Genomic DNA, 18,450 nt, shown 5'->3' with positions numbered 1-18,450 from the left:
GTCTGGCCGGTCTCCCCTCTTCTTTCCGTCGTCAGCCGACCACCCTGACGACGGCGTCACTCGTCCGCTTCGGCCGACGGCTCACGCTCGAGTGACTCCCGGTCTCGGTGGCCGTACTGGCGGCGCTCGACCGCGCGCGCCCTGCGGGTGGTGTCCCACTCCTCGAACAGGCCGTAGTCGGTCATCGTCTCCATCCCGGCGACGACCGCCGTCAGTTTGACGCCCACGAGCGGAATCTCCGCCACCGAGACGATCACGTCCGCGCGCAGGACGACGCCGTCTCTGAGGAGCACGTCGATCACGTCGACCAGCGCGTCCTCGTTCTTCGTGGGCTTCATCGGGCGTCGGTACCGGTGGTCGGTTCGGGCCCGCCGTCTCGCCCGGTCGCTCCCTCGCCGAACGACGGCGCGAACGTGTACGGCGGCCACGGACCCGTAAACCGGACCTCGAGTCCGTCCTCCTCGGCGACCTCGTCGAGCACTCCGCCGATGGCCGCCTCCGCCGCCTCGTGTGCCAGCAGCGTGAGCCGACACACCGTCTCCGCCCCGTCGTCGGCCGCCGCCGAGAGCTCCCCGACCGACTGCGGACGGGTACGCTCGAGTTCGTGGACCTCCCGGGCGTGGTCGGCCAGTCGATCGCGGAGTCGGTCGGCACGGTCCCCGCGCCGGCGCGCACGCACCTCGTCGAGACGTCGCTCGTACCGTTTCTCGAGGAGGAAGGCCGCACCCTCGGGTGCGTCCTCGATCCGTCCCCGGAGGTCGGTGAGGTCCGCGTCGGCACGGACGAGCGTGGATTCGTCGACCGGGTCGGTTCGGACGACCTCGACGCGATACTCCCAGTGGCCGGCGAGCGAGGAGAGCGCCGCCTCGAGCGTCTCGCGTTCGCGCTCGAGCCACGCGTGGACGGCCGCGTCGTCACCCCGGAAGACGGTGTCGAACTGGAACGGCAGCGGCGTGCCGAAGGCGTCCCCGGCGTCGTCGACGACGCGCTGGTGACGGACCAGCCAGCGCCGAATCCGCTCGAGGTCGGCGGAGTCGTAGATCTCCTCACAGTCGTGGACCACCGCGCCGACGTCGCCGGCGTCGACGACGCGGACGGGTTCGCCCTCGACGCCCTCGGTCTCGAGGGAGGTCCCGTCCGTTCCCTCGAGCGAGACCAGACAGTAGACGTAGCGACCCTCCTCGAACGTCGGCGTCTCCGCCCGGGCGTCCCGACGGCCGCCGTCGGTCACCCGTCGCGGAGTCACGACGCATCACCCTCGAAGACGGAGTAGCCGGGGCGGTTGACCGAGCGTGCGTCCTCGTCGAGACGCTGTATCGCGTCGGTGACGAGTCCGTCGAGGTCGCCGCGTAGCTGATCGACCGGCTCCTCGAGTTCCTGGTCGCGTTTCAGCGACTCGAGTTCGGCTTCGATGGCGGCGAGCTGGCGGCCGAGGCGGTCGACCTCCTCGTCGGTCAGCGTCCCCGACTCCATCCGCCGGATCGCCTCGCGCTCGAGGGCGTCGACCAGCAACTCGACGACGGTGACGACGAGCGCCAGCACCCCGTTTTCGGCGTCGCCCTCGCCGACCTCGATGTGGGTCATTCGTCGCCCTCCGTGGACTCGTCTCGGTCGCCGTCGTCGGACGCGTCCTCGCCGTCGGCCGTCGGATCGTCCGGTTCGGGTCGCACGCCGAGGCGGTCCGTGATGCGCTCGGGCGCGTCAGCGCCACCGTCGCTCTCGGGGGCGGCCGACGCCGTGCTCTCGCTACCGTCGGCCGGCTCTTCGTCAGCCTCCGACGCCTCCTCGGCCGACGTGACGTTGACCCCGCGAGTGGGATCGATCGGCGGTCTCGGCCGTGGCTCTTCGGCGAGTTCGGGATCGCCGACGGCCTCGGCCACCCGGCGCATGTCCGTCCCCTCGGGGAACTCGAGTCCGTACTTCGCCGCCGTCTCGAAGGAGGCGATGGCCGCCCTGACCTGGACGCCGAGTAACTGCGTGTCGCCGATGGAGACGACGATGTCCGCGTTGATCACGACGCCCTTCTCGAGGAGCAACTCGATGACGTCGGCGAGGTCCGACTGCTGGCGGCTCGGCTGGAAATCACGTTGCATCGTGGTCACCTCCGTCGTCGGCGTCGGTGTCGGCGGCGAGCGTCGAGACGGCCGTCCCGCCCTCCTCGCGGATCCGCTCGAGTTCGCGCTCGAAGCGCTCGCCGTAGATCCGGCGGCGACTCGGCGCGCTCGAGTGGCGCACCCCCTGCGGGACCGTCGAGTGTCTGGCCGTACTCGGGACGTCGGCGCGCTCGAGCGGCATCGTCGAGACGGCCGTCGGGTTGCGCGAGTGCGTCGAGCGGTCGCTGCGGCCGAGCTGTTCGCGGTTGAACTCGTAGACCTCAGCCAGTTTTGCGTGCGCCAGGACGACCGCGTCGCGAAACTCGTCGATACCCTCGAAGGCCGTCTGCTGGATCATCGTCTCGTAGGCTTCCATCTCCGCCTGGTCGAAACCGAGACCGTCGTCCCCGGTGTCGAGCGATCCCATCTCGTCGGCCAGTTCCTCACCGACCTCCTCGAGGACGCCGCCGCCCGACTCGAGCAGTCCGTCGTCCCCAGACTCGAGCAGTCCGTCGCTCCCAGTATCCTCCAGACCACGTTTCGCCTCCCAGAGCGCACGCAGGTCGGCCGCCCTCCAGAGCTCCGCGAGTTCGAGGGCCTGAGCCACCTGGCGGGCGTCGACGGCGTCACCCACCTCTCCGGAGGCGAGCGCGTCCGGAACGCTCCCGGTGTCGACCGCCTCGAGGAGCGCCTCCGCGTCGATCACCGCCGGCAGGGCCGTGAGATCGACCGCGTCGAGGACCGCCTCGAGCGCGTCGCTCGTCTCGGTGACGAGGTCCAAGAGGTCCTCGAGATCCGACGCTTCGAGCGCGTCGAGGTCCGCCTCATCGAACGTCTCGAGCGTCGACCGGGTCGATTCGACGAGCGTGCCGAGGTCGCCAGCGGCGTCGGCGTCAGTCACGAGTCTCACCGCCGTGAGCAGTCTCGTCGTCGGTCGGCCGAACCCGAACCGTGAGAATGCCGTTTCGAACCCGCGCGTCGGCCGTCAGCGCTTCCCACGGCGTCGAGATGCGTTCGCGTTCGTGGCCGTCGACGGCGACGACGAGGTCCGGCCCGTCGAAGCCGACCACCACACTGTCGGGGTCGACACCGGTGAGGTCGGCGCTCACTTCCAGTTCGTCCGCCCGAGTCCGCGTGGTCGTGTAGACGGGTGGACGTGCAGACTCCTGGCGTCGCTGTGGCCGTCCCCGCCCGGGCCGGGGACGCTCGAGCGAGGGCGGCCCGCGACGGGCGTCCGACGCATCGAGAACGCTGCGAACCCGGAGGTCGTACTCGAACACCGCGTCGGGCCGACGCTCACTCTCGCGGCTCCACTCGCCGAAGCGCTCGAGCGCATCGACCAGGCTCGAGAGCCAGGCGTCGGGAGCCGGACGCGACGGGGGGTCCCCGTCGTCGGCGCGCCGGTCGGCCGAGTCCGATCCGTCGGGTGGCTCGGTCATCGCTTCACCTCCACGCGGCCGCTGGCGAGTTCCTCGTGGACGTCGCGAGCGATCTCGAGGTCGGTCTCGAGTGCCTCCTTGCGCTCGCGGTAGTCGGCTTCGGAGCGCTCGCCGAGTTCGTAGAGGAGCTGGTTCTCCTTCAGGTCGTTCTCGATGGCTTCGATGTCGTACAGTTCGTCGAGCGCGAGCGTGTGCAACGCGTCGACGATGCCGACGAACGGCCGGATCAAGAGGTCGTCGATGACGAACATTCAGACCGCCCCGACCTGGATATCGACGAAGTTGTACGGCGCGTACGGTCCCGCGTACTGGACGAGGAGCGTGTCGTGCGCCGCCTCGAGGTCGGCAACTGCCGTGTCGAACGCCTCGCGCTCCTCGCGGGAGACGAGATAGGAACGGTTCACCACGAGGCGGTCGCTGAAGCGGTCGTTCGCGACCGACGACTCCGCGAGTGGCTCGAGTCGCTCCGCGACGGCCTGCTCGATCTCCTCGGTGTCGACCTCGGCGTCTGTCTCGCGGACGAGTTTGACACCGAGTTCGACGCAGCCGTCGATCTCACGCATCGTGCGTCTGAACGCCGGGCCAGCGCCGCGCAAGACGTTCTTCAGCGCGCGGTCGCTCTCGAAGACCATCCCGAAGCGCATCGGGATCACCGTCTGCGCGTCGTCACCCTTGCTCCCCTCCACGAGTTCGCGCAGGACCTCGTCGTGGCGGGTCGCGTCCTCGTCCGTCCGTTCTGGGTCGGTCGTCTCGATGTCGGAGACGACGGCCGCGAACCGACGGTGGGCGATCGTGTACACCTCGTCCCCCTCGCCGACGGGCGTCGTCTCGAGGTCGAAGGTGCGGCCGTTCCCGTCTCGTTCGACGATGCCGTAGACGTAGCGGTGGGTCACGTGCCGTTCACCCCCCGGCCGTCTCGCAGAATCGTCTGGCGTCGGTGAGAGATCACAGCCGTGCTACCAGACTCGCGCGCATAAATGGCCGCATTGTGTCGAGAGTTGATAGTTATTCGAGCGTGAATAAACGCTAGACTGTCCGTCGGTAGTGGGAACCTACCGACGAAAACACTCATTAATCCGATATTTTTCACCCAGCGCACCCGCTCGCGGCGGGTCGGACGAATCGACCTCGACGACGACTCGAGCTACCACGGGAACTCCCCTCGCCGTGGTGCTTGCGTCTGCAACGCCTCCGTGCTTGCATGGGCAGTGTGAACCGTGATGGGCGTCGCAGGTGGAGAGGGCAGACGCGACCACCCATGACATCACAACGAAGACCGGATTCCTCGAGTCTCGCGGAAGTGCTCGATCGAATCCTCGACAAGGGCGTCGTCATCGACATCTGGGCGCGCGTCTCGGTCGTCGGGATCGAACTGCTCACCGTCGAGGCACGCGTCGTCATCGCCTCCGTCGACACGTTCCTCCACTACGCGAAGGAGATCGCGAAGATAGAACGGGCGACGACGGAGGGCGACCTCGAGGACTTAGAGGAACTCGAGATCGAACTCCGTCCCGAGTCGTCGCCGGTATCGGCCGGCTGACGCCGGCGTGACGAACGAACTCACCGAACCGATCCACCACCGATGGCCGACGCCGACACCCAGGAGCGACACGAGCAGTGTCGAGCGCTCACCGCGGACGGTGAGCGGTGCGCCCGGCCGGCGACGGACAACGGCTTCTGTTACCAGCACGACGAGCGTGACCCGACCGTGAGTGAAACCGAAACCGACACAGCAGACAGTGAGGCACAGGAGGCGAACGACGCCGAGACGACCGACCCGGACGACGTCGACGTGAGCGAGGTCGATCTCGAGGTCGACGACGACCGAATCGAGGGCGTCCTCACGATCCGGCGCACCGTCGAGTCGACGGCGACGGAACTCGTCGGCTACGAGTTCAACAGCGTCAGCGAGATCAGCGCCACTGGAGACGGCTGGCGAGCGGTCGTCGACGTGGTCGAACGCCGCGCCGTTCCCGACACCCAGGACATCCTCGGACGGTACGAAATCGACCTCGACGAAGACGGCGTCGTCGAGGGCTACCGGCGCATCGACCGCTACCGTCGCGGCGACACCGCAGCCTTCGACTGACCGGTTCGGCCGCCACCGCAGGCCGTCCAGCGAGCGCCAGCCGCGACGAAATCAGTCGTCACCGGGGGTCGCGGCCACGCTCGCCGCCGGCGTGTCTCCCTCGAGACGCGCACGAACGGCCGGGGCGAGATCACTCTCGACGGTGCGGCCGTCACGTTCGCGCACCACGAGACCCGCTTCTGCGAGCCCCGAGAGGTGGTGTGACGCCGTACTCGGGTCACACTCGAGCGCGTCCGCCACCCGGCTGTTCGACGCCGGGCCGACCGCGAGCAGCGTCTCGAGCACCCGTCTCGTCGCCGGTTCCGAGAGCGCAGCCTCGAGTTCGACGTCGGGCACGTCAACGGGAACGTACCGCCGTTTTCCACGGACCGTCGCCGAGGTGATCAGCCCCTCGTCCTCGAGCACGCGGACGTGGTGGCGGACGGTCGAGAGCGCGATGTCGTGGGTCTCACCGATCGCCGAGAGGTACGTCCCCGGGTCGGTCTCGATGGTCTCGTAGATGGCCCGGCGGCCGTCGTGCTCGAGCGGGTCGGAGTCGTCGTACCGACTGTAGCGCAACACCGAGAGCAGGCCGCCGGGGAGTTTCGAAGAGAGGAGTGCACCCAGCCGTCCCAGGAGTCCGCTCGCGCCGGGTGACGTGAGACCGGTCGCTCCCGCACCGACGCCGCCGGCGGCCGAACCGCTCCCGGTTGCGAGACCGCCAGCACCCGACGCGGCGATCGTCCCGAGAATGCCGGCGAGCGCGGCGTCAGCAGCGGAGTGACCGGACGGCCGCTCACCGCGAGCCCGCTCGCTCGAGGACTCACGGTCGTTCGAGTCGGTCTCGCCTGTCTCGTTGCTATCTGTGCTCGAATCGAGACCCACCCTCTCGGCGTGGCCGACGGTCTCGAGGAGCGCCCCCACCTCACTACCGGTCGCGTCTTCGAGGAGTCCGAGCGTACCCGCGTCGGCCAGGTCGCCACCGAAGCGCTCCCCGAGTGAGTCCGTCGTCGTCTCGAGTGTCACCCCGCCCGTATCGGTGGAAGCGGTCGCCGACAGCGTGCCGGTCGTGTTCGCCAGCGCCCCGCTGGCCGTGGCGTTCGCCGACAGCGTGGCGGTTCGCTCGCGGTCGGCCGTCACCGAGAGCGAACCGCTCCCGTCGTCGCTGCGGTCGCCGGTGCGCTCTCGCTCGTCGGTTTCGCTCGTCCCGTCCGCCCCTTCACGTTCGTCGGTCTCGTCGCCATCGCTCGCGCCCTCGAGCACCGACGCGTCGACGTCGAGGGCAGCCTCCGCGGTGTCGTTCTCCTCGTCGAGGTCGACGATATCGGCCGACTCGAGGGAACTCGCTTCCTCGAGCGAGAGCGGATGTGCGGCCACCGCGCCGGCGCTGGCCGCAGGTGTCAGCGCGAAGCAGACACACAGACAACCCAGGGCAGCGGCGAGCCACCGGGGCGGACGTGACCGACGGGGGCGAGACATGTCCGGATCAGCCTCCCGATTTCTGATGGGACGTAATACGTTTTCCCCTTCCCTCCAGCTCGTTGATTGATCTGTGAGTGAACATCGACGAACGCGGACGACAACAGGTATTTGGCCGTCGGCGGGCGGATACGTAGTATGGAGCAGGGGCTCGGGCCGCCCGAGATGATGGCCGAGAGACGAGACGACCTGACGCCGATGATGCGCCAGTACCTCGAACTCTGTACGCGCTACGACGAGGCGCTCGTCCTCTTCCAGGTCGGCGACTTCTACGAGACCTTCTGTGAGGCCGCCGAAACCTGTGCACGCGTCCTCGAGATCACCCTCACCAGCCGGACAGACAGCACCGGCGAGTACCCGATGGCGGGCATCCCCGTCGACAGCGCCGCGAGCTACATCGAAGGGCTGCTCGAGGCGGGCTACCGCGTCGCCGTCGCCGACCAGGTCGAAGCGGCGGGCGCGAGCGAGGGCGTCGTCGAGCGTGCGGTGACCCGCGTCGTCACGCCGGGGACGCTCACCGAGGACGAACTGCTCGCGAGCGACGACAACAACTTCGTCGCCGCGGTCGCCCGTGGGAGCGCCGACGCCGCCGGTCGCGAACGACGCTTCGGTCTCGCCGTCCTCGACGTTTCGACCGGCGACTTCCTCGTGACCGCGACGCGCTCGCGCACACGGCTCGCAGACGAGGTGAGCCGGTTCACCCCCGCCGAAGTGATCGTCGGTCCCGGCGTCTCGAGTGACCTCCTCGACGGCCCGCACATGGTGACGCCGTACGACGAGGCGGCGTTCGACTACGAGCGCGCGCGGGGGCTGGTCAACGAGTACTTCGGCGATCCGAATACCGTGCTGGCGAGCGACGACGAGGTGGTCGCCTGCGGGGCGTTGCTCTCCTACGCCGAGTACGCCCGCGGCGGCGTCGCGAGCGAGATCCCCGAGGGCGAGCCGACGGAGCGAGCGGACGAGCAGCGCGACACCCACCTCGAGTACCTCACGAACCTCACCCGCTACGACCCGCAGGAGTACCTCGTCCTCGATGCCGTCGCGCTGCGCAGTCTCGAGGTGTTCGAACCGCGGGCGGTCGACGGCCGGGACGACGCGACGCTCGTCGGCGTCGTCGACGAGACCGCGAGCGCACTCGGCGGCCGCCGGCTCAAAGACTGGCTGCGGCGCCCGCTGCTCGACCCCGAGACGATCGAGCGGCGTCTCGACGCCGTCGAGGAACTCTCGCGTGCGGTGACGGTCCGCGAATCGATCGCCGCCCACCTCGAGCGCGTCTACGACCTCGAGCGCCTGATCGGGCGGATCTCTCGCGAACGGGCGAACGCCCGCGACCTGCGCTCGCTCGCGGCGACGCTCGCCGTCGTCCCCGAGATTCGCGAGACGCTCGACGGGGCGACGAGCGAGCGCCTCCGGGAGATACACGCCGCACTCGACCCACTCGCAGACGTCCGCGACCTGCTCGAGCGAGCCATCGTCGCGGACCCGCCGCTCGAGATCACCGAGGGCGGCATCATCGCGGAGGGCTACGACGCGGATCTCGACGCGATTCGGACGGCCGCCCGCGACGGAAAGGCCTGGATCGACGACCTCGAAGAGACCGAACGCGAGCGCACCGGCATCGACTCGCTCAAGGTGGGCTACACCTCCGTCCACGGCTACTACATCGAGGTGACGAACCCGAATCTCGAGGACGTGCCCGCGGAGTACGAGCGCCGCCAGACGCTCAAACGGTCTGAGCGCTTCGTCACGCCCGCGTTACGGGAACGCGAAGATGAGATCGTCGGTGCCGAGCGCCGGGCCGAACAGCGCGAGTACGACCTCTTCTGTACGGTTCGCCGCGAGGTCGCCGACGAGGTCGAACGCGTCCAGGCGCTCGCCGACGCCATCGCGACGCTCGACGCACTCGCCTCGCTCGCGAGCGTCGCCGCCCAGTACGACTACTGTCGCCCCGAGGTTCTCGACCCCGAGACGACGGAGCCGACGCTCGAAGTCGACGGCGGCCGCCACCCCGTCGTCGAGCGCACCCAGGAGTCGTTCGTCCCCAACGACGCCCGCTTCGACGACGAACAACGCCTCGCGGTGATCACGGGCCCCAACATGTCCGGGAAGTCGACCTACATGCGCCAGGTGGCGACGATCTCGCTGCTCGCCCAGGTCGGCAGTTTCGTCCCCGCGAAGGCGGCGAGATTGACGCCGCTCGAGCGCCTGTTCACCCGCGTCGGAGCGAGCGACGATATCGCGGGCGGACGCTCGACGTTCATGGTCGAGATGGACGAACTCGCGACCATCTTACGCGAGGCGACCGAGCGCTCGCTCGTCTTACTCGACGAGGTCGGGCGGGGCACCTCGACGGCCGACGGTCTCGCCATCGCCCAGGCCATCGTCGAACACCTCCACGACGAGGTGGGCGCGACGACGCTCTTTGCGACCCACCACCACCCGCTGACCGAACTCGCAGCCGACCTCCCGCGGGCCTTCACCCTCCACTTCGAGGCGAGCCAGGACGAAGACGGTGCGGTCCGCTTTCACCACGAGATCGAACCCGGCGCAGCCACGGGTTCCTACGGCATCGAGGTCGCGACCGCCGCAGGCGTTCCCGAGACCGTCCTCGAGCGCTCGCGTGCACTCGCCGAACGCGAGACGGGTGACGTCGGTGAGGAGACGGCTGTGAGAACTCCGGCGAGCACCGACGGCGGCGACGACCTCGTGACCGTCGCGAACGAACTGCGCGCGCTCGAGACCGCGCACCTGACGCCGATGGACGCGCTCGTCGAACTCGACCGCCTGAAGCGCCTGCTCGAGTGATACGACTCGGGCGATCACCGAACCGGACCAGGCGGCCGCCGGTACCGAATTACGCGGTCGCCAGTATCGGATCAGTCGGCCGCCGGTTCGACGGTAATCTCCCACTCCTCTCCGAGCAGCATGTACGTGTCGTTGAACTCGAACAGTTCGGTCTGTCCAGCGCCGACGAAGCTGGTCCGAGAGTCGACGTTCCAGCCGTGTTCGACGCTCCTGAGTCGGGCGGTGACGTTCCCCGACACACCGTTGTTCTTCACGTACGCGCCGCGGGTGGCTGCCTGGACGAGGAACCGGTAGCCGACGGCGTCCGCAGGCGGGTCGGCGATGAACGACTCCGTCTTCCGTTCCCCGGCGCTGAAGAAGGTCGTCCGTTCGGCAGCGGGCGTGACGGGGATGTTCTCGTCACGGCCGTCGTCCCAGACGAGGCGTACCTGTACGTCACCGTCGTCGCCCGTGTTCTGGATCGTCGCCGAGAATTCGTCGGTCCCACCGATAGCCGTGTGGTCCGTACTCACCAGCCGCGGCTGTGAGGCGACCATCGAGACGAGTTCCGGGTCCGGCTGATCCGGCTCCGCCTGTACCGGTTCCTGTGCTTCGATCCGGTCGGCGAGCGTCGGTCCCTCCACTTCGGTCTCCGTCGGAATGTCCGCAGTACCGGACTCCGTCTCGTTCGGCAGTAGCGACTGCAGGTGAGACAGGTTCGCCTCCCGGTCGACCCCCGAGTCACGGTCGTCGGAGCGCGTCTCACCCGGATCGTCGTCGGACTCGAGACAGCCGCCGACGGTGAGAATACCCCCCAGGACCGCGAGAATACGGCGTCGCTTCATACACTACGACGAGAACGAGTGTACAAATATATTGGTAATTCGGAAGGTTGCGCCGTGGCGGCCGATCACTCCTCGAGCGTCGGTTCGAGTGCGACGAACTCGAGACCGTTGCGCTCGAGGAGGCGTGCGGCGCGGTCGGTCACCGACGGGGCGACGAGGATCCCCCTGAGGTCGACGTCGGCGTGGAGGTCGCGCTCGAGGGCGTCGACGTAGCGCCGGAGCTGGCCGACGGCGTCGGGACCGACACGCCGGCGCTTGAGTTCGACGACGACCACCCGGCCCGCCCGGTCCTCGCCGTAGATGTCGACCGCACCGGCGGGCGTCTCGCGCTCGGTCGCCAGCGGCGTGAAGCCGGGTTCGACGAGGTCGGGGTCGGCGAGAAGGCGCTCGCGAAGGTCGGCTTCGGTGCCGACCACCGAGATGTCGTCGTCGGCCACCACGAACGCAGACACCTGGTGAACGCGCTCGAAGGAGATGCGCAGTCGCTCCTCGGGTGTCGGCCGGGTGGACTCGAGGTGGAGCGAGCGGGCAGGCGACGTACCGGCGTTCACGTCCTCGACGCTATCCACCCCGGTCACGGCGGCTGTGTCCTCGTCGGGAGCCGGGTCTGTGGCCACGCGCTCGAGCGAGACGCGGTGGCTCGCACCGGGCGGCAGCCAGTTGACCGGCCGCTGGCCCGTCGCGGTGTGGACCAACGCCGCGCCGTCGGGTTTACACATCACGTGGCGCTCGCCAGGTCCGAGACGGCTCGAGGCACGCCCGTCGTAGGCGACACGGCAGCGTCCGAAGACGGTCACCAGCGCCTCACGGGCGATGCCCTCCTCGATAACTTCGGCGGCTGTCTCGAGCGATGGCTCCTGGCGCGTGAGCGCACGTGGGGCGGCCATCGGTGCCGGCTCCTGCTCGCGATTCGTCACGCCTCGAGAGAGGCGAGGCGAACTAAAAAGGACCCCGACACGCGCCAGGCTCGGTGACAGGACTTATGTGCGTCGCCCCTCGGGTGTCAACCACACCAATGACGGGCCACAACCGACGGCGGTTTCTCACGCTCGCGGGCGTCACCGGCGTCGCGTCACTCGCTGGCTGCTCGAGCATCGGCACCAGCGGCGGAGACGACGTACCTGACGACGGCGACGAGCCGAGCGGAGAGACATCGGAACCCGCCGAGGTCGATATCCCGGAGTCGGCGCTCACCGCGGTCGTCGAACCGGACCAGGAAGCACTCGAGGCGTACGGGGCGGAGCTCAACCAGCAGCTGGAAGCCGGCGAGATCAGCGAGGAGGAAGCCGCTGGCGCCTACCAGGAACGGGAACTCGAACTCGCCGACGAGGCGGTCGAGACGCTCGAGAGCGCGCTCGAGGAGACGGAGGGTGTCACGGCGGCCGACGCGATTCCCGAGGGCGGGGTCGTCCTGGTCGACGGCGACGCCGAGGCGATGGTCGGGGCGCTCAACGACGGGACGGTGAACGCGTACCTCTCCGGAGAGACGTTCGCGATGGTCCAGCAACAGGTCGAGATGCAGGCCCAGCTCGAGGCGCAGATGGAAGCCGAGGCAGAAGCGCAAGCCGAAGCGGGTGAGGGCGAACCGGACGGCGAGGCGGAGTCGGACGGAGAGACCGAAACGGACGGAGACGACGAGAGCGAGTGAGCGAGCCGGAAGGCGGCGGACGCTCGAGTCACTCGACGGCGAACGGACTCTCGCGGTCGGTCCAGTCCCACCCCGGAAGACGCTCCTGAAAGCCGGCAGCGAGCGCGGCCTCGAGGTCGTCGACGCCCGCGTTCTCGTCGGCACGACCGTGGTGGTGGACGTCGACGTAGTGGAAGGTCGCCTCCCCCAGGGTGCGAAGCGGCTGGGTGCCCGCGATGGTCGCGGCGAGCTCCCGGCCGAGGAGTTCGTCGACGACGAAGCCCGGATAGTCGCCCTCGACGTCGAGGTCGCGGAGAATCGCCACCATCGCGGCGACGTTGACCGCGAGGTCGCCGTCGGCGAAGACGCGCTCGACCTCCTCGCGGTACTGCGCCGTCGTGACCGCGTCGACGTCGGTCTCGAAAATCTCGCCGAGGTCGGCGCGAACGTCGTTGATCACGGGGACGATACGGTCGCCACGAGCGCGAACCCAGTCGCGTTCGGTGGCCACGCGTTCGGGCGTGAGCGTGAGTGGGCGGTCCATACGGGTCGTTCACGCGGCCGTACCCTCAATTTTGCGAAGGCTTTTATACCACGCGAGGAATAGCTCCGGGTAAGCGGGTTCTCCCTGTGAATCTTCCCGCACGACGAGGTCTGTACCCTCGAGACGTGCTCGTCACGGCACGGCACCTCTCATACGATGATCCGAGCTAGTATGCGATTCCTGATACACTCTGTGGTTCGACGAGACGAGGGCGCGTTCGAGCGCGCCCACCGCCACGGAGTGGACGGCCGTCGAGACGCCGACCGTCGACGGCCAGCAGCCGTGACGAGCGGCTCGTCCGCTCGAGGACGAGTTCACGCGAGCGATATCTGGCGATTATGAGCACTGTAGAGCAGCAACTCGACGAACTGGAAGCAACGATCACCGACGAGCTACCGGCCGGTATCTCGGTCTCCTCGGTGAAGTACGAGGGACCGGAACTGGTCGTGTACACGCGCGATCCGAAGCAGTTCGCCCAGCAGGGCGACCTGGTCAGACGGCTCGCGAGCAAACTCAGAAAGCGGATCACGATCCGGCCGGACCCGAGCGTCCTCTCGCGGCCCGAACAGGCCCGCGAGGAGATTTCGCGGGTGATTCCCGAGGAGGCGGGCGTCACCGACCTCGACTTTCACGCCGACACCGGCGAGGTGGTCATCGAAGCTCAGAAGCCGGGAATGGTCATCGGCAGGCGCGGGTCGACGCTCAGGGAGATCACGAAGAACGTCGGCTGGACGCCCGAAGTCGTCAGAACACCACCGATCGAGTCCTCGACCGTCTCGAACGTCAGAAATTTCTTACAACAGGAGCGCGACGACCGACGAACGATCTTAGAGCGCGTCGGCCGACAGATCCACCGCGAGGAGATGTCCGACGACCAGTTCGTCCGCATCACCACCCTCGGCTGCTGTCGAGAGGTCGGCCGCGCGGCGTTCATCCTCAGCACACCCGAGACCCGCGTCCTCGTCGACTGCGGCGACAAACCCGGTGCCGAGGGCGAGGTGCCCTACCTCCAGGTCCCCGAAGCCCTCGGTGCGGGTCCACAGAACATCGACGCGGTGGTGCTCACCCACGCCCACCTCGACCACTCGGCGCTCATCCCGCTCCTGTTCAAGTACGGCTACGACGGTCCCATCTACTGTACCGAACCCACACGCGACCTGATGGGCCTGCTCACGCTCGACTACCTCGACGTCGCCGCCAAAGAGGGGCGAACCCCACCCTACGAGTCCGAGATGGTCCGCGAGGCGATCAAACACACCATCACGCTCGAGTACGGCGACGTCACCGACATCGCCCCGGACGTCAAACTCACCTTCCACAACGCGGGTCACATCCTCGGCTCGGCAGTGAGTCACTTCCACATCGGCGACGGTCTCTACAACGTCGCCTTCTCCGGCGACATCCACTACAAGGACACGCGGCTGTTCAACGGCGCGACCAACGACTTCCCGCGCGTCGAAACCCTCGTCCTCGAGTCGACCTACGGCGGGCGAAACGACTACCAGACCGACCAGGTCGACGCCGAAGCGAAGCTCAAGCGGATCGTCAGAGACACCCACGAGCGAGGCGGCAAGGTGCTCATCCCCGCCTTCGCCGTCGGCCGCTCACAGGAGATCATGCTCGTCTTAGAGGAGGCCATGCGCGAGGGCGAGATTCCCTCGATGCCGATCCACCTGGACGGGATGATCTGGGAGGCGACGGCCATCCACACCACCTACCCCGAGTACCTCAGAGACGACCTGCGCAGTCGGATCTTCCACGAGGACGCGAATCCCTTCCTCGCCGAGGAGTTCAACCACATCGACGGCGGCGAGGACGAACGCGAGGCGGTCGCAGGCGGCGACCCCTGCATCGTGCTCTCGACCTCCGGGATGGTCACCGGCGGGCCGATCATGTCCTGGCTCGACCACGTCGGTCCCGACCCCGATTCGACGCTCGTCTTCGTCGGCTACCAGGCCCAGGGCACCCTCGGCCGACGCATCCAGAGCGGCTGGGACGAGATTCCAATGCGCGGCGGCCGCGGCCGCGACGGCGACGACACCCTGAAACTGAACCTCGAGGTCGAGACCGTCGACGGCTTCTCCGGCCACGCCGACCGCGGCGGTCTCATGGACTTCGTGCGCACCATGAACCCCCGCCCCGAGAAAGTGCTCTGCGTCCACGGCGACGAACGCGCCACCCAGGACCTCTCGAGTGCGCTCTACCACGAGTTCAACATGCGCACGTTCGCGCCGAAGAATCTCGAGACGTTCCGGTTCCTGTGAGTCGCTCACAGACGCGAGTGGACCGCTGAGAGACGCTTTTTACCGCCCGCTCAGGCCGCTTTCAGGTTGTGGACGACCTCGAGTCGGTCGACCACCTCGGCCGTCTCCGCGATTGCGTCCTCGATCAGCGCGCTGTCTTTGTACGCGCCGGGAGCCTCGTCGACGGGGACCACGCTCGAGTGGATGCCTTCCGCGAGTAACGCCGCGCGAACGTCGTCGGCGTCGAACGCCGAGCGTGCTCGCGTCCGACTCATCAACCGGCCTGCGCCGTGGGCCACCGAGTAGTTCCACTCGGGATTCGACTTTCCCTCGCAGACGAGAATCCCGTCGCGCATGTTGAACGGGACGACGACGCGCTCGCCCTCGTAGGCGCGGGTCGCCCCCTTGCGGATGACGTGGTCGCGGAAGTCGACGAAGTTGTGCGTCGCGGAGATGGTGTCCGTGGGTTCGGCTTCGAGCACGTCGGCGACGGCACGAACCATCATCGCGCGGTTCTCCGCGGCGTAGCGCTGACAGAAGATCATGTCGATCAGGTAGCCCGCCGCCTCCGCACCCTCGAGATACGCCAGGTCGTCCTCGCCGGACGCCGACTCGGGGTCGGGGACCGCCGCCTTGAGGTCGTCGCTGATGCGTTCGATCTGGCTCGGATCGGTCTCGAGGTAGTCCGCCTTCAGTGCGTCGTAGTCGACGAAGTCGCGCCCCTTCCCGCCCTGGAGCCACTCGAGGAGGTCCCCATCGCTCGTCGACTCGAGGTCGAACGCGAGGTACTCGGGGTAGCGTGCGAGGTGCTCGCGGGCGCGTTCGATGCGGCCGTCGCGGAGCGTACTCGCCTTTGCCTGCCAGTAGGCGCAGGTGTTCGCACCGAGACCCCGACTGCCGGAGTGGACGACGACCCAGTACGCGCCGGTCTCGACGCTCCGGCCGAGTTCGATGAAGTGGTTGCCAGAGCCGAGGGTGCCGATGCTGTTGATCGCGACCGTGAGTCCGAAGTAGGAACTCATCTGCCCGGCGCGCTCGGTACAGAGGCGCTCGAAGTAGTCGATGTCGTAGCCGCCCTCCTCGAGGAAGGCGCGCATCTCGGGGACGTAGCCGCCGTCGGCGTCCTCGATGAAGCGCTCGAGTGTCTCGTTCGTCCGCTCGAAGGGAAACTCGTCTTTGACGTGGTAGTACTCGCGTTCGGGTGCCTGTAGCCCATCGGGACCGAAGCCCATCGGAATCCGCGCGCGAATCGCCTCGTCGACGGTCTCGCCCTCGAGTGCGAGGTCCGTCCCCAGGTTCGCCGCGTGCATCCCACAGCCGATGTCGACGCCGATGACGTTCGGGACGACCCGCTCGCCGAGGGGCATGGTGAAGCCGATGACGCTCCCCTTCCCGCGGTGGGTGTCGGGCATGATCCGGATTGGACCGTCGAACGCCTCGTGGCTCGCGAGACGGGCGATCTGGTCGCGACACCCGCGCTCGATCACCGACTCGTCGACGCCCATGATCCGTGCGTCCGCGTCCGTCGACTCGAGTTCATTCATGCGTCTGCGTAGGGGAGTCGACGGGAAAACTCGTGTGACTCTCCCGGCGCACGGGGAGATAATTTTTTAGAGACGGTGGCGAATAATACGAACGATTGTTATCTATCCTACGTATTCGTAAATGGGATTTGACAGAAGTGGCGAGGGTTTTCTACGAGGGGGTGGAAGCAGTCGGAATCTGTCCCGAGTGCGTAGCCGGGTCCACCGCCCCAGACAGACGCACAGTCGCCGCCTGGGACCGGTAGCAGAAACGTACGTCAGTCGGCGACTATCGTGCAGTTGCGAATATCCAATGGAAATATTATTGTAGGTGGACGTGAGAGCTATCCTATGTTTCGCGAGTCCGAAACCGACGCTGTCAGAACTCGAGAGGCGGACCGCGAGGAGCGTGGCGTCTCACAGGTCGTCAGCGTCGCCTTCTTGCTGGTGATCGTCATCCTCCTGGCCGCGTTGATCAGCTACGGAGCCCTCGCGTTCACCGGTCTCCTCCAGGGACCCTCCGCGCTCGCGAGTTTCGACTTCGAGGAGCGACCGGGAGTCGAACTCGAGGTGACGATGCTCTCACACCAGTTCGGCGAGGAGTTCTACGTCATCGACAGCAACGGCGAGCGAATCGACGGAACGACGATGGAGGCACAGGGTGACTCGGTGACGATTCCGTTGCTCTGCTCGCCGGATATGGGTGAGGAGCTGACCGTCATCGGCGTCTCAGACGGCAGTGAATCGGTGCTCCAGCGAACCACGGTGAGCGACATCGTCCCCGAGTTCGACGATAGCTGGGAGTACGACGAGCCGAACGCTCGAGCGAGAGGGACCGACGTACACGGCGAGAACGTCTTCGTCGGCGACTACGACGGGATCCTCCACGTCGTCAACCGCTCCACCGGCGAACAGGAGTGGACGCTGAGCGACGGATTCGAGGACGCCATCAGACCGGTCACGTACCACGACGGCGACCTCTACGTGGGGACCGGCTACTCAGCCCCTCACGTCCACAAAGTCAATCTCTCCGACGGCTCTACCGATCCACTGAGCGCGCGTGAGTGGCGACTCGAACTCGAGGACGAGCCGGGATACACCCTCGCCTCACGGAACGACGTTCGCGACATCGAGGTCATCGAAGACGACCGCATCGTCGTCGGAACCCAGTACGGAGGCGACGAGGGGTGGCTCTTCACCGTCGACACCGACACCGGCGACGTTGTTCAGTCCAACGAGGTCGACTCGAGCGTCAACGGCGTCACCACCGACGGCGAGTACATCTACACCGCACACAGAAACGGCGAGGTCAGAGCCTACGACGTGGACTTCGACCGCCAGTGGACGAGCGACGCCCACCTCGACCACGGCGCAGCGACGTCGCCAGGTGGCTGGGGCGTCACCGCCATCCGGTACGACCCGGTCGAGGAGACACTCTACAGCGTCTCGGACGACGGCCCACTCGTCGCGATGGAGACCGACGGCACCGAGAGCTGGGCCTACCACGAACTCCCCGGCGACAAGTGGGGTCTCCAGGTCGACGCCGCCGGAAACATCTACACCGGCAACAACGACGGGCGCCTCCACCGCGTCTCACCGGCGAACTGCCAGGTCTGGGAGTACAACTTCGCCGGGGCTGGCACCGGGACCCTCAACGTCGACGAGATCGCGGTCGACGAAGACAACAACGTCTACGCCGGCGACGACGGCACCGTCGTCAGGATCAGCCAGACGGTCGAGGACTGAGCGCGACTCGCGTCGGTTTCCCCCACCTACTTGGTCGCTCGCTCGAGTCGACTCACTCG

19 protein-coding genes are annotated in these 18,450 nt (G+C 67.5%); 6 read left to right on the top strand and 13 right to left on the bottom strand.

Annotated features, from left to right (window positions below):
* Positions 1-56: 56 nt before the first annotated feature.
* From gvpM to N0B15_RS09300, 8 genes are read right to left on the bottom strand one after another with little or no spacing between them, the layout of a single operon-like run.
* Positions 57-338 carry a gas vesicle protein GvpM gene (gene gvpM, locus N0B15_RS09335; protein ID WP_263019424.1) on the bottom strand — a complete coding sequence of 94 codons (282 nt, stop codon included), beginning with the start codon at positions 336-338 and terminating at the stop codon, positions 57-59.
* On the bottom strand, positions 335-1,246 hold the full coding sequence (gene gvpL / locus N0B15_RS09330; RefSeq protein WP_425494221.1) for a gas vesicle protein GvpL: 912 nt from the start codon (positions 1,244-1,246) through the stop codon (positions 335-337). Before gvpL ends, gvpM begins: the two co-directional genes overlap by 4 nt.
* Complete coding sequence (locus tag N0B15_RS09325; protein ID WP_263019423.1) at positions 1,243-1,584, bottom strand: gas vesicle protein K; 342 nt, start codon at positions 1,582-1,584, stop codon at positions 1,243-1,245. The genes gvpL and N0B15_RS09325 overlap by 4 nt, the downstream gene beginning before the upstream one ends.
* The gene (gene gvpJ / locus N0B15_RS09320; RefSeq protein ID WP_263019422.1) at positions 1,581-2,093 is read right to left on the bottom strand and encodes a gas vesicle protein GvpJ; all 513 of its coding nucleotides are present in this window, start codon (positions 2,091-2,093) and stop codon (positions 1,581-1,583) included. The genes N0B15_RS09325 and gvpJ overlap by 4 nt, the downstream gene beginning before the upstream one ends.
* On the bottom strand, positions 2,083-2,994 hold the full coding sequence (locus N0B15_RS09315; protein WP_263019421.1) for a hypothetical protein: 912 nt from the start codon (positions 2,992-2,994) through the stop codon (positions 2,083-2,085). The genes gvpJ and N0B15_RS09315 overlap by 11 nt, the downstream gene beginning before the upstream one ends.
* On the bottom strand, positions 2,987-3,532 hold the full coding sequence (gene gvpH, locus N0B15_RS09310; RefSeq protein ID WP_263019420.1) for a gas vesicle protein GvpH: 546 nt from the start codon (positions 3,530-3,532) through the stop codon (positions 2,987-2,989). The genes N0B15_RS09315 and gvpH overlap by 8 nt, the downstream gene beginning before the upstream one ends.
* Positions 3,529-3,783: a gas vesicle protein GvpF gene (gene gvpF, locus N0B15_RS09305; RefSeq protein ID WP_263019419.1), complete on the bottom strand. Its 255-nt coding sequence runs from the start codon at positions 3,781-3,783 to the stop codon at positions 3,529-3,531. Before gvpF ends, gvpH begins: the two co-directional genes overlap by 4 nt.
* The gene (locus N0B15_RS09300; RefSeq protein ID WP_263019418.1) at positions 3,784-4,425 is read right to left on the bottom strand and encodes a GvpL/GvpF family gas vesicle protein; all 642 of its coding nucleotides are present in this window, start codon (positions 4,423-4,425) and stop codon (positions 3,784-3,786) included. It lies immediately after the preceding gene.
* A gap of 365 nt (positions 4,426-4,790) precedes the next feature.
* On the opposite strand from N0B15_RS09300, the gene gvpA reads away from it, so the two are divergent.
* Both gvpA and gvpO read left to right on the top strand, forming a co-directional pair.
* A complete protein-coding gene (gene gvpA, locus N0B15_RS09295) occupies positions 4,791-5,072 on the top strand; it encodes a gas vesicle protein GvpA (RefSeq protein WP_263019417.1) in 282 nt (93 codons plus the stop codon).
* A 42-nt stretch (positions 5,073-5,114) separates the two neighbouring features.
* A complete protein-coding gene (gene gvpO, locus N0B15_RS09290; protein ID WP_263019416.1) occupies positions 5,115-5,621 on the top strand; it encodes a gas vesicle protein GvpO, halophile-type in 507 nt (168 codons plus the stop codon).
* 51 nt (positions 5,622-5,672) lie between these two features.
* Here the strand turns inward: gvpO and N0B15_RS09285 are convergent, their stop codons facing one another.
* Positions 5,673-7,079 carry a winged helix-turn-helix transcriptional regulator gene (locus tag N0B15_RS09285; RefSeq protein WP_263019415.1) on the bottom strand — a complete coding sequence of 469 codons (1,407 nt, stop codon included), beginning with the start codon at positions 7,077-7,079 and terminating at the stop codon, positions 5,673-5,675.
* 138 nt (positions 7,080-7,217) lie between these two features.
* Between N0B15_RS09285 and mutS the strand changes: the two genes are divergently transcribed.
* The gene (gene mutS / locus N0B15_RS09280; RefSeq protein ID WP_263019414.1) at positions 7,218-9,884 is read left to right on the top strand and encodes a DNA mismatch repair protein MutS; all 2,667 of its coding nucleotides are present in this window, start codon (positions 7,218-7,220) and stop codon (positions 9,882-9,884) included.
* 71 nt (positions 9,885-9,955) lie between these two features.
* Here mutS and N0B15_RS09275 read toward each other — a convergent pair whose 3' ends face one another.
* Positions 9,956-10,708, bottom strand: coding sequence for a hypothetical protein (locus N0B15_RS09275; RefSeq protein WP_263019413.1), 753 nt, complete (start codon positions 10,706-10,708; stop codon positions 9,956-9,958).
* Between the two features lie 65 nt (positions 10,709-10,773).
* Complete coding sequence (nucS, locus tag N0B15_RS09270) at positions 10,774-11,595, bottom strand: endonuclease NucS (RefSeq protein ID WP_263019476.1); 822 nt, start codon at positions 11,593-11,595, stop codon at positions 10,774-10,776.
* Between the two features lie 128 nt (positions 11,596-11,723).
* Here nucS and N0B15_RS09265 point away from each other — a divergent pair, with 128 nt between their 5' ends.
* The gene (locus tag N0B15_RS09265) at positions 11,724-12,356 is read left to right on the top strand and encodes a gas vesicle protein GvpG (RefSeq protein ID WP_263019412.1); all 633 of its coding nucleotides are present in this window, start codon (positions 11,724-11,726) and stop codon (positions 12,354-12,356) included.
* A 28-nt stretch (positions 12,357-12,384) separates the two neighbouring features.
* On the opposite strand, the gene N0B15_RS09260 is transcribed toward N0B15_RS09265, so the two are convergent.
* On the bottom strand, positions 12,385-12,879 hold the full coding sequence (locus tag N0B15_RS09260; RefSeq protein WP_263019411.1) for a DUF7984 family protein: 495 nt from the start codon (positions 12,877-12,879) through the stop codon (positions 12,385-12,387).
* A 338-nt stretch (positions 12,880-13,217) separates the two neighbouring features.
* Between N0B15_RS09260 and N0B15_RS09255 the strand changes: the two genes are divergently transcribed.
* A complete protein-coding gene (locus N0B15_RS09255; RefSeq protein WP_263019410.1) occupies positions 13,218-15,143 on the top strand; it encodes a beta-CASP ribonuclease aCPSF1 in 1,926 nt (641 codons plus the stop codon).
* 50 nt (positions 15,144-15,193) lie between these two features.
* Here N0B15_RS09255 and N0B15_RS09250 read toward each other — a convergent pair whose 3' ends face one another.
* A complete protein-coding gene (locus N0B15_RS09250) occupies positions 15,194-16,666 on the bottom strand; it encodes an RtcB family protein (protein ID WP_263019409.1) in 1,473 nt (490 codons plus the stop codon).
* A gap of 330 nt (positions 16,667-16,996) precedes the next feature.
* Between N0B15_RS09250 and N0B15_RS09245 the strand changes: the two genes are divergently transcribed.
* Positions 16,997-18,391: an outer membrane protein assembly factor BamB family protein gene (locus tag N0B15_RS09245; RefSeq protein WP_263019408.1), complete on the top strand. Its 1,395-nt coding sequence runs from the start codon at positions 16,997-16,999 to the stop codon at positions 18,389-18,391.
* Positions 18,392-18,450: the final 59 nt, after the last annotated feature.

This window comes from Natronobiforma cellulositropha (genome assembly GCF_025629245.1).
Lineage (GTDB): Archaea > Halobacteriota > Halobacteria > Halobacteriales > Natrialbaceae > Natronobiforma > Natronobiforma cellulositropha.
Note: the sequence above shows the minus strand (reverse complement) of the source record. Positions and strands in the feature narration are given on the sequence as shown.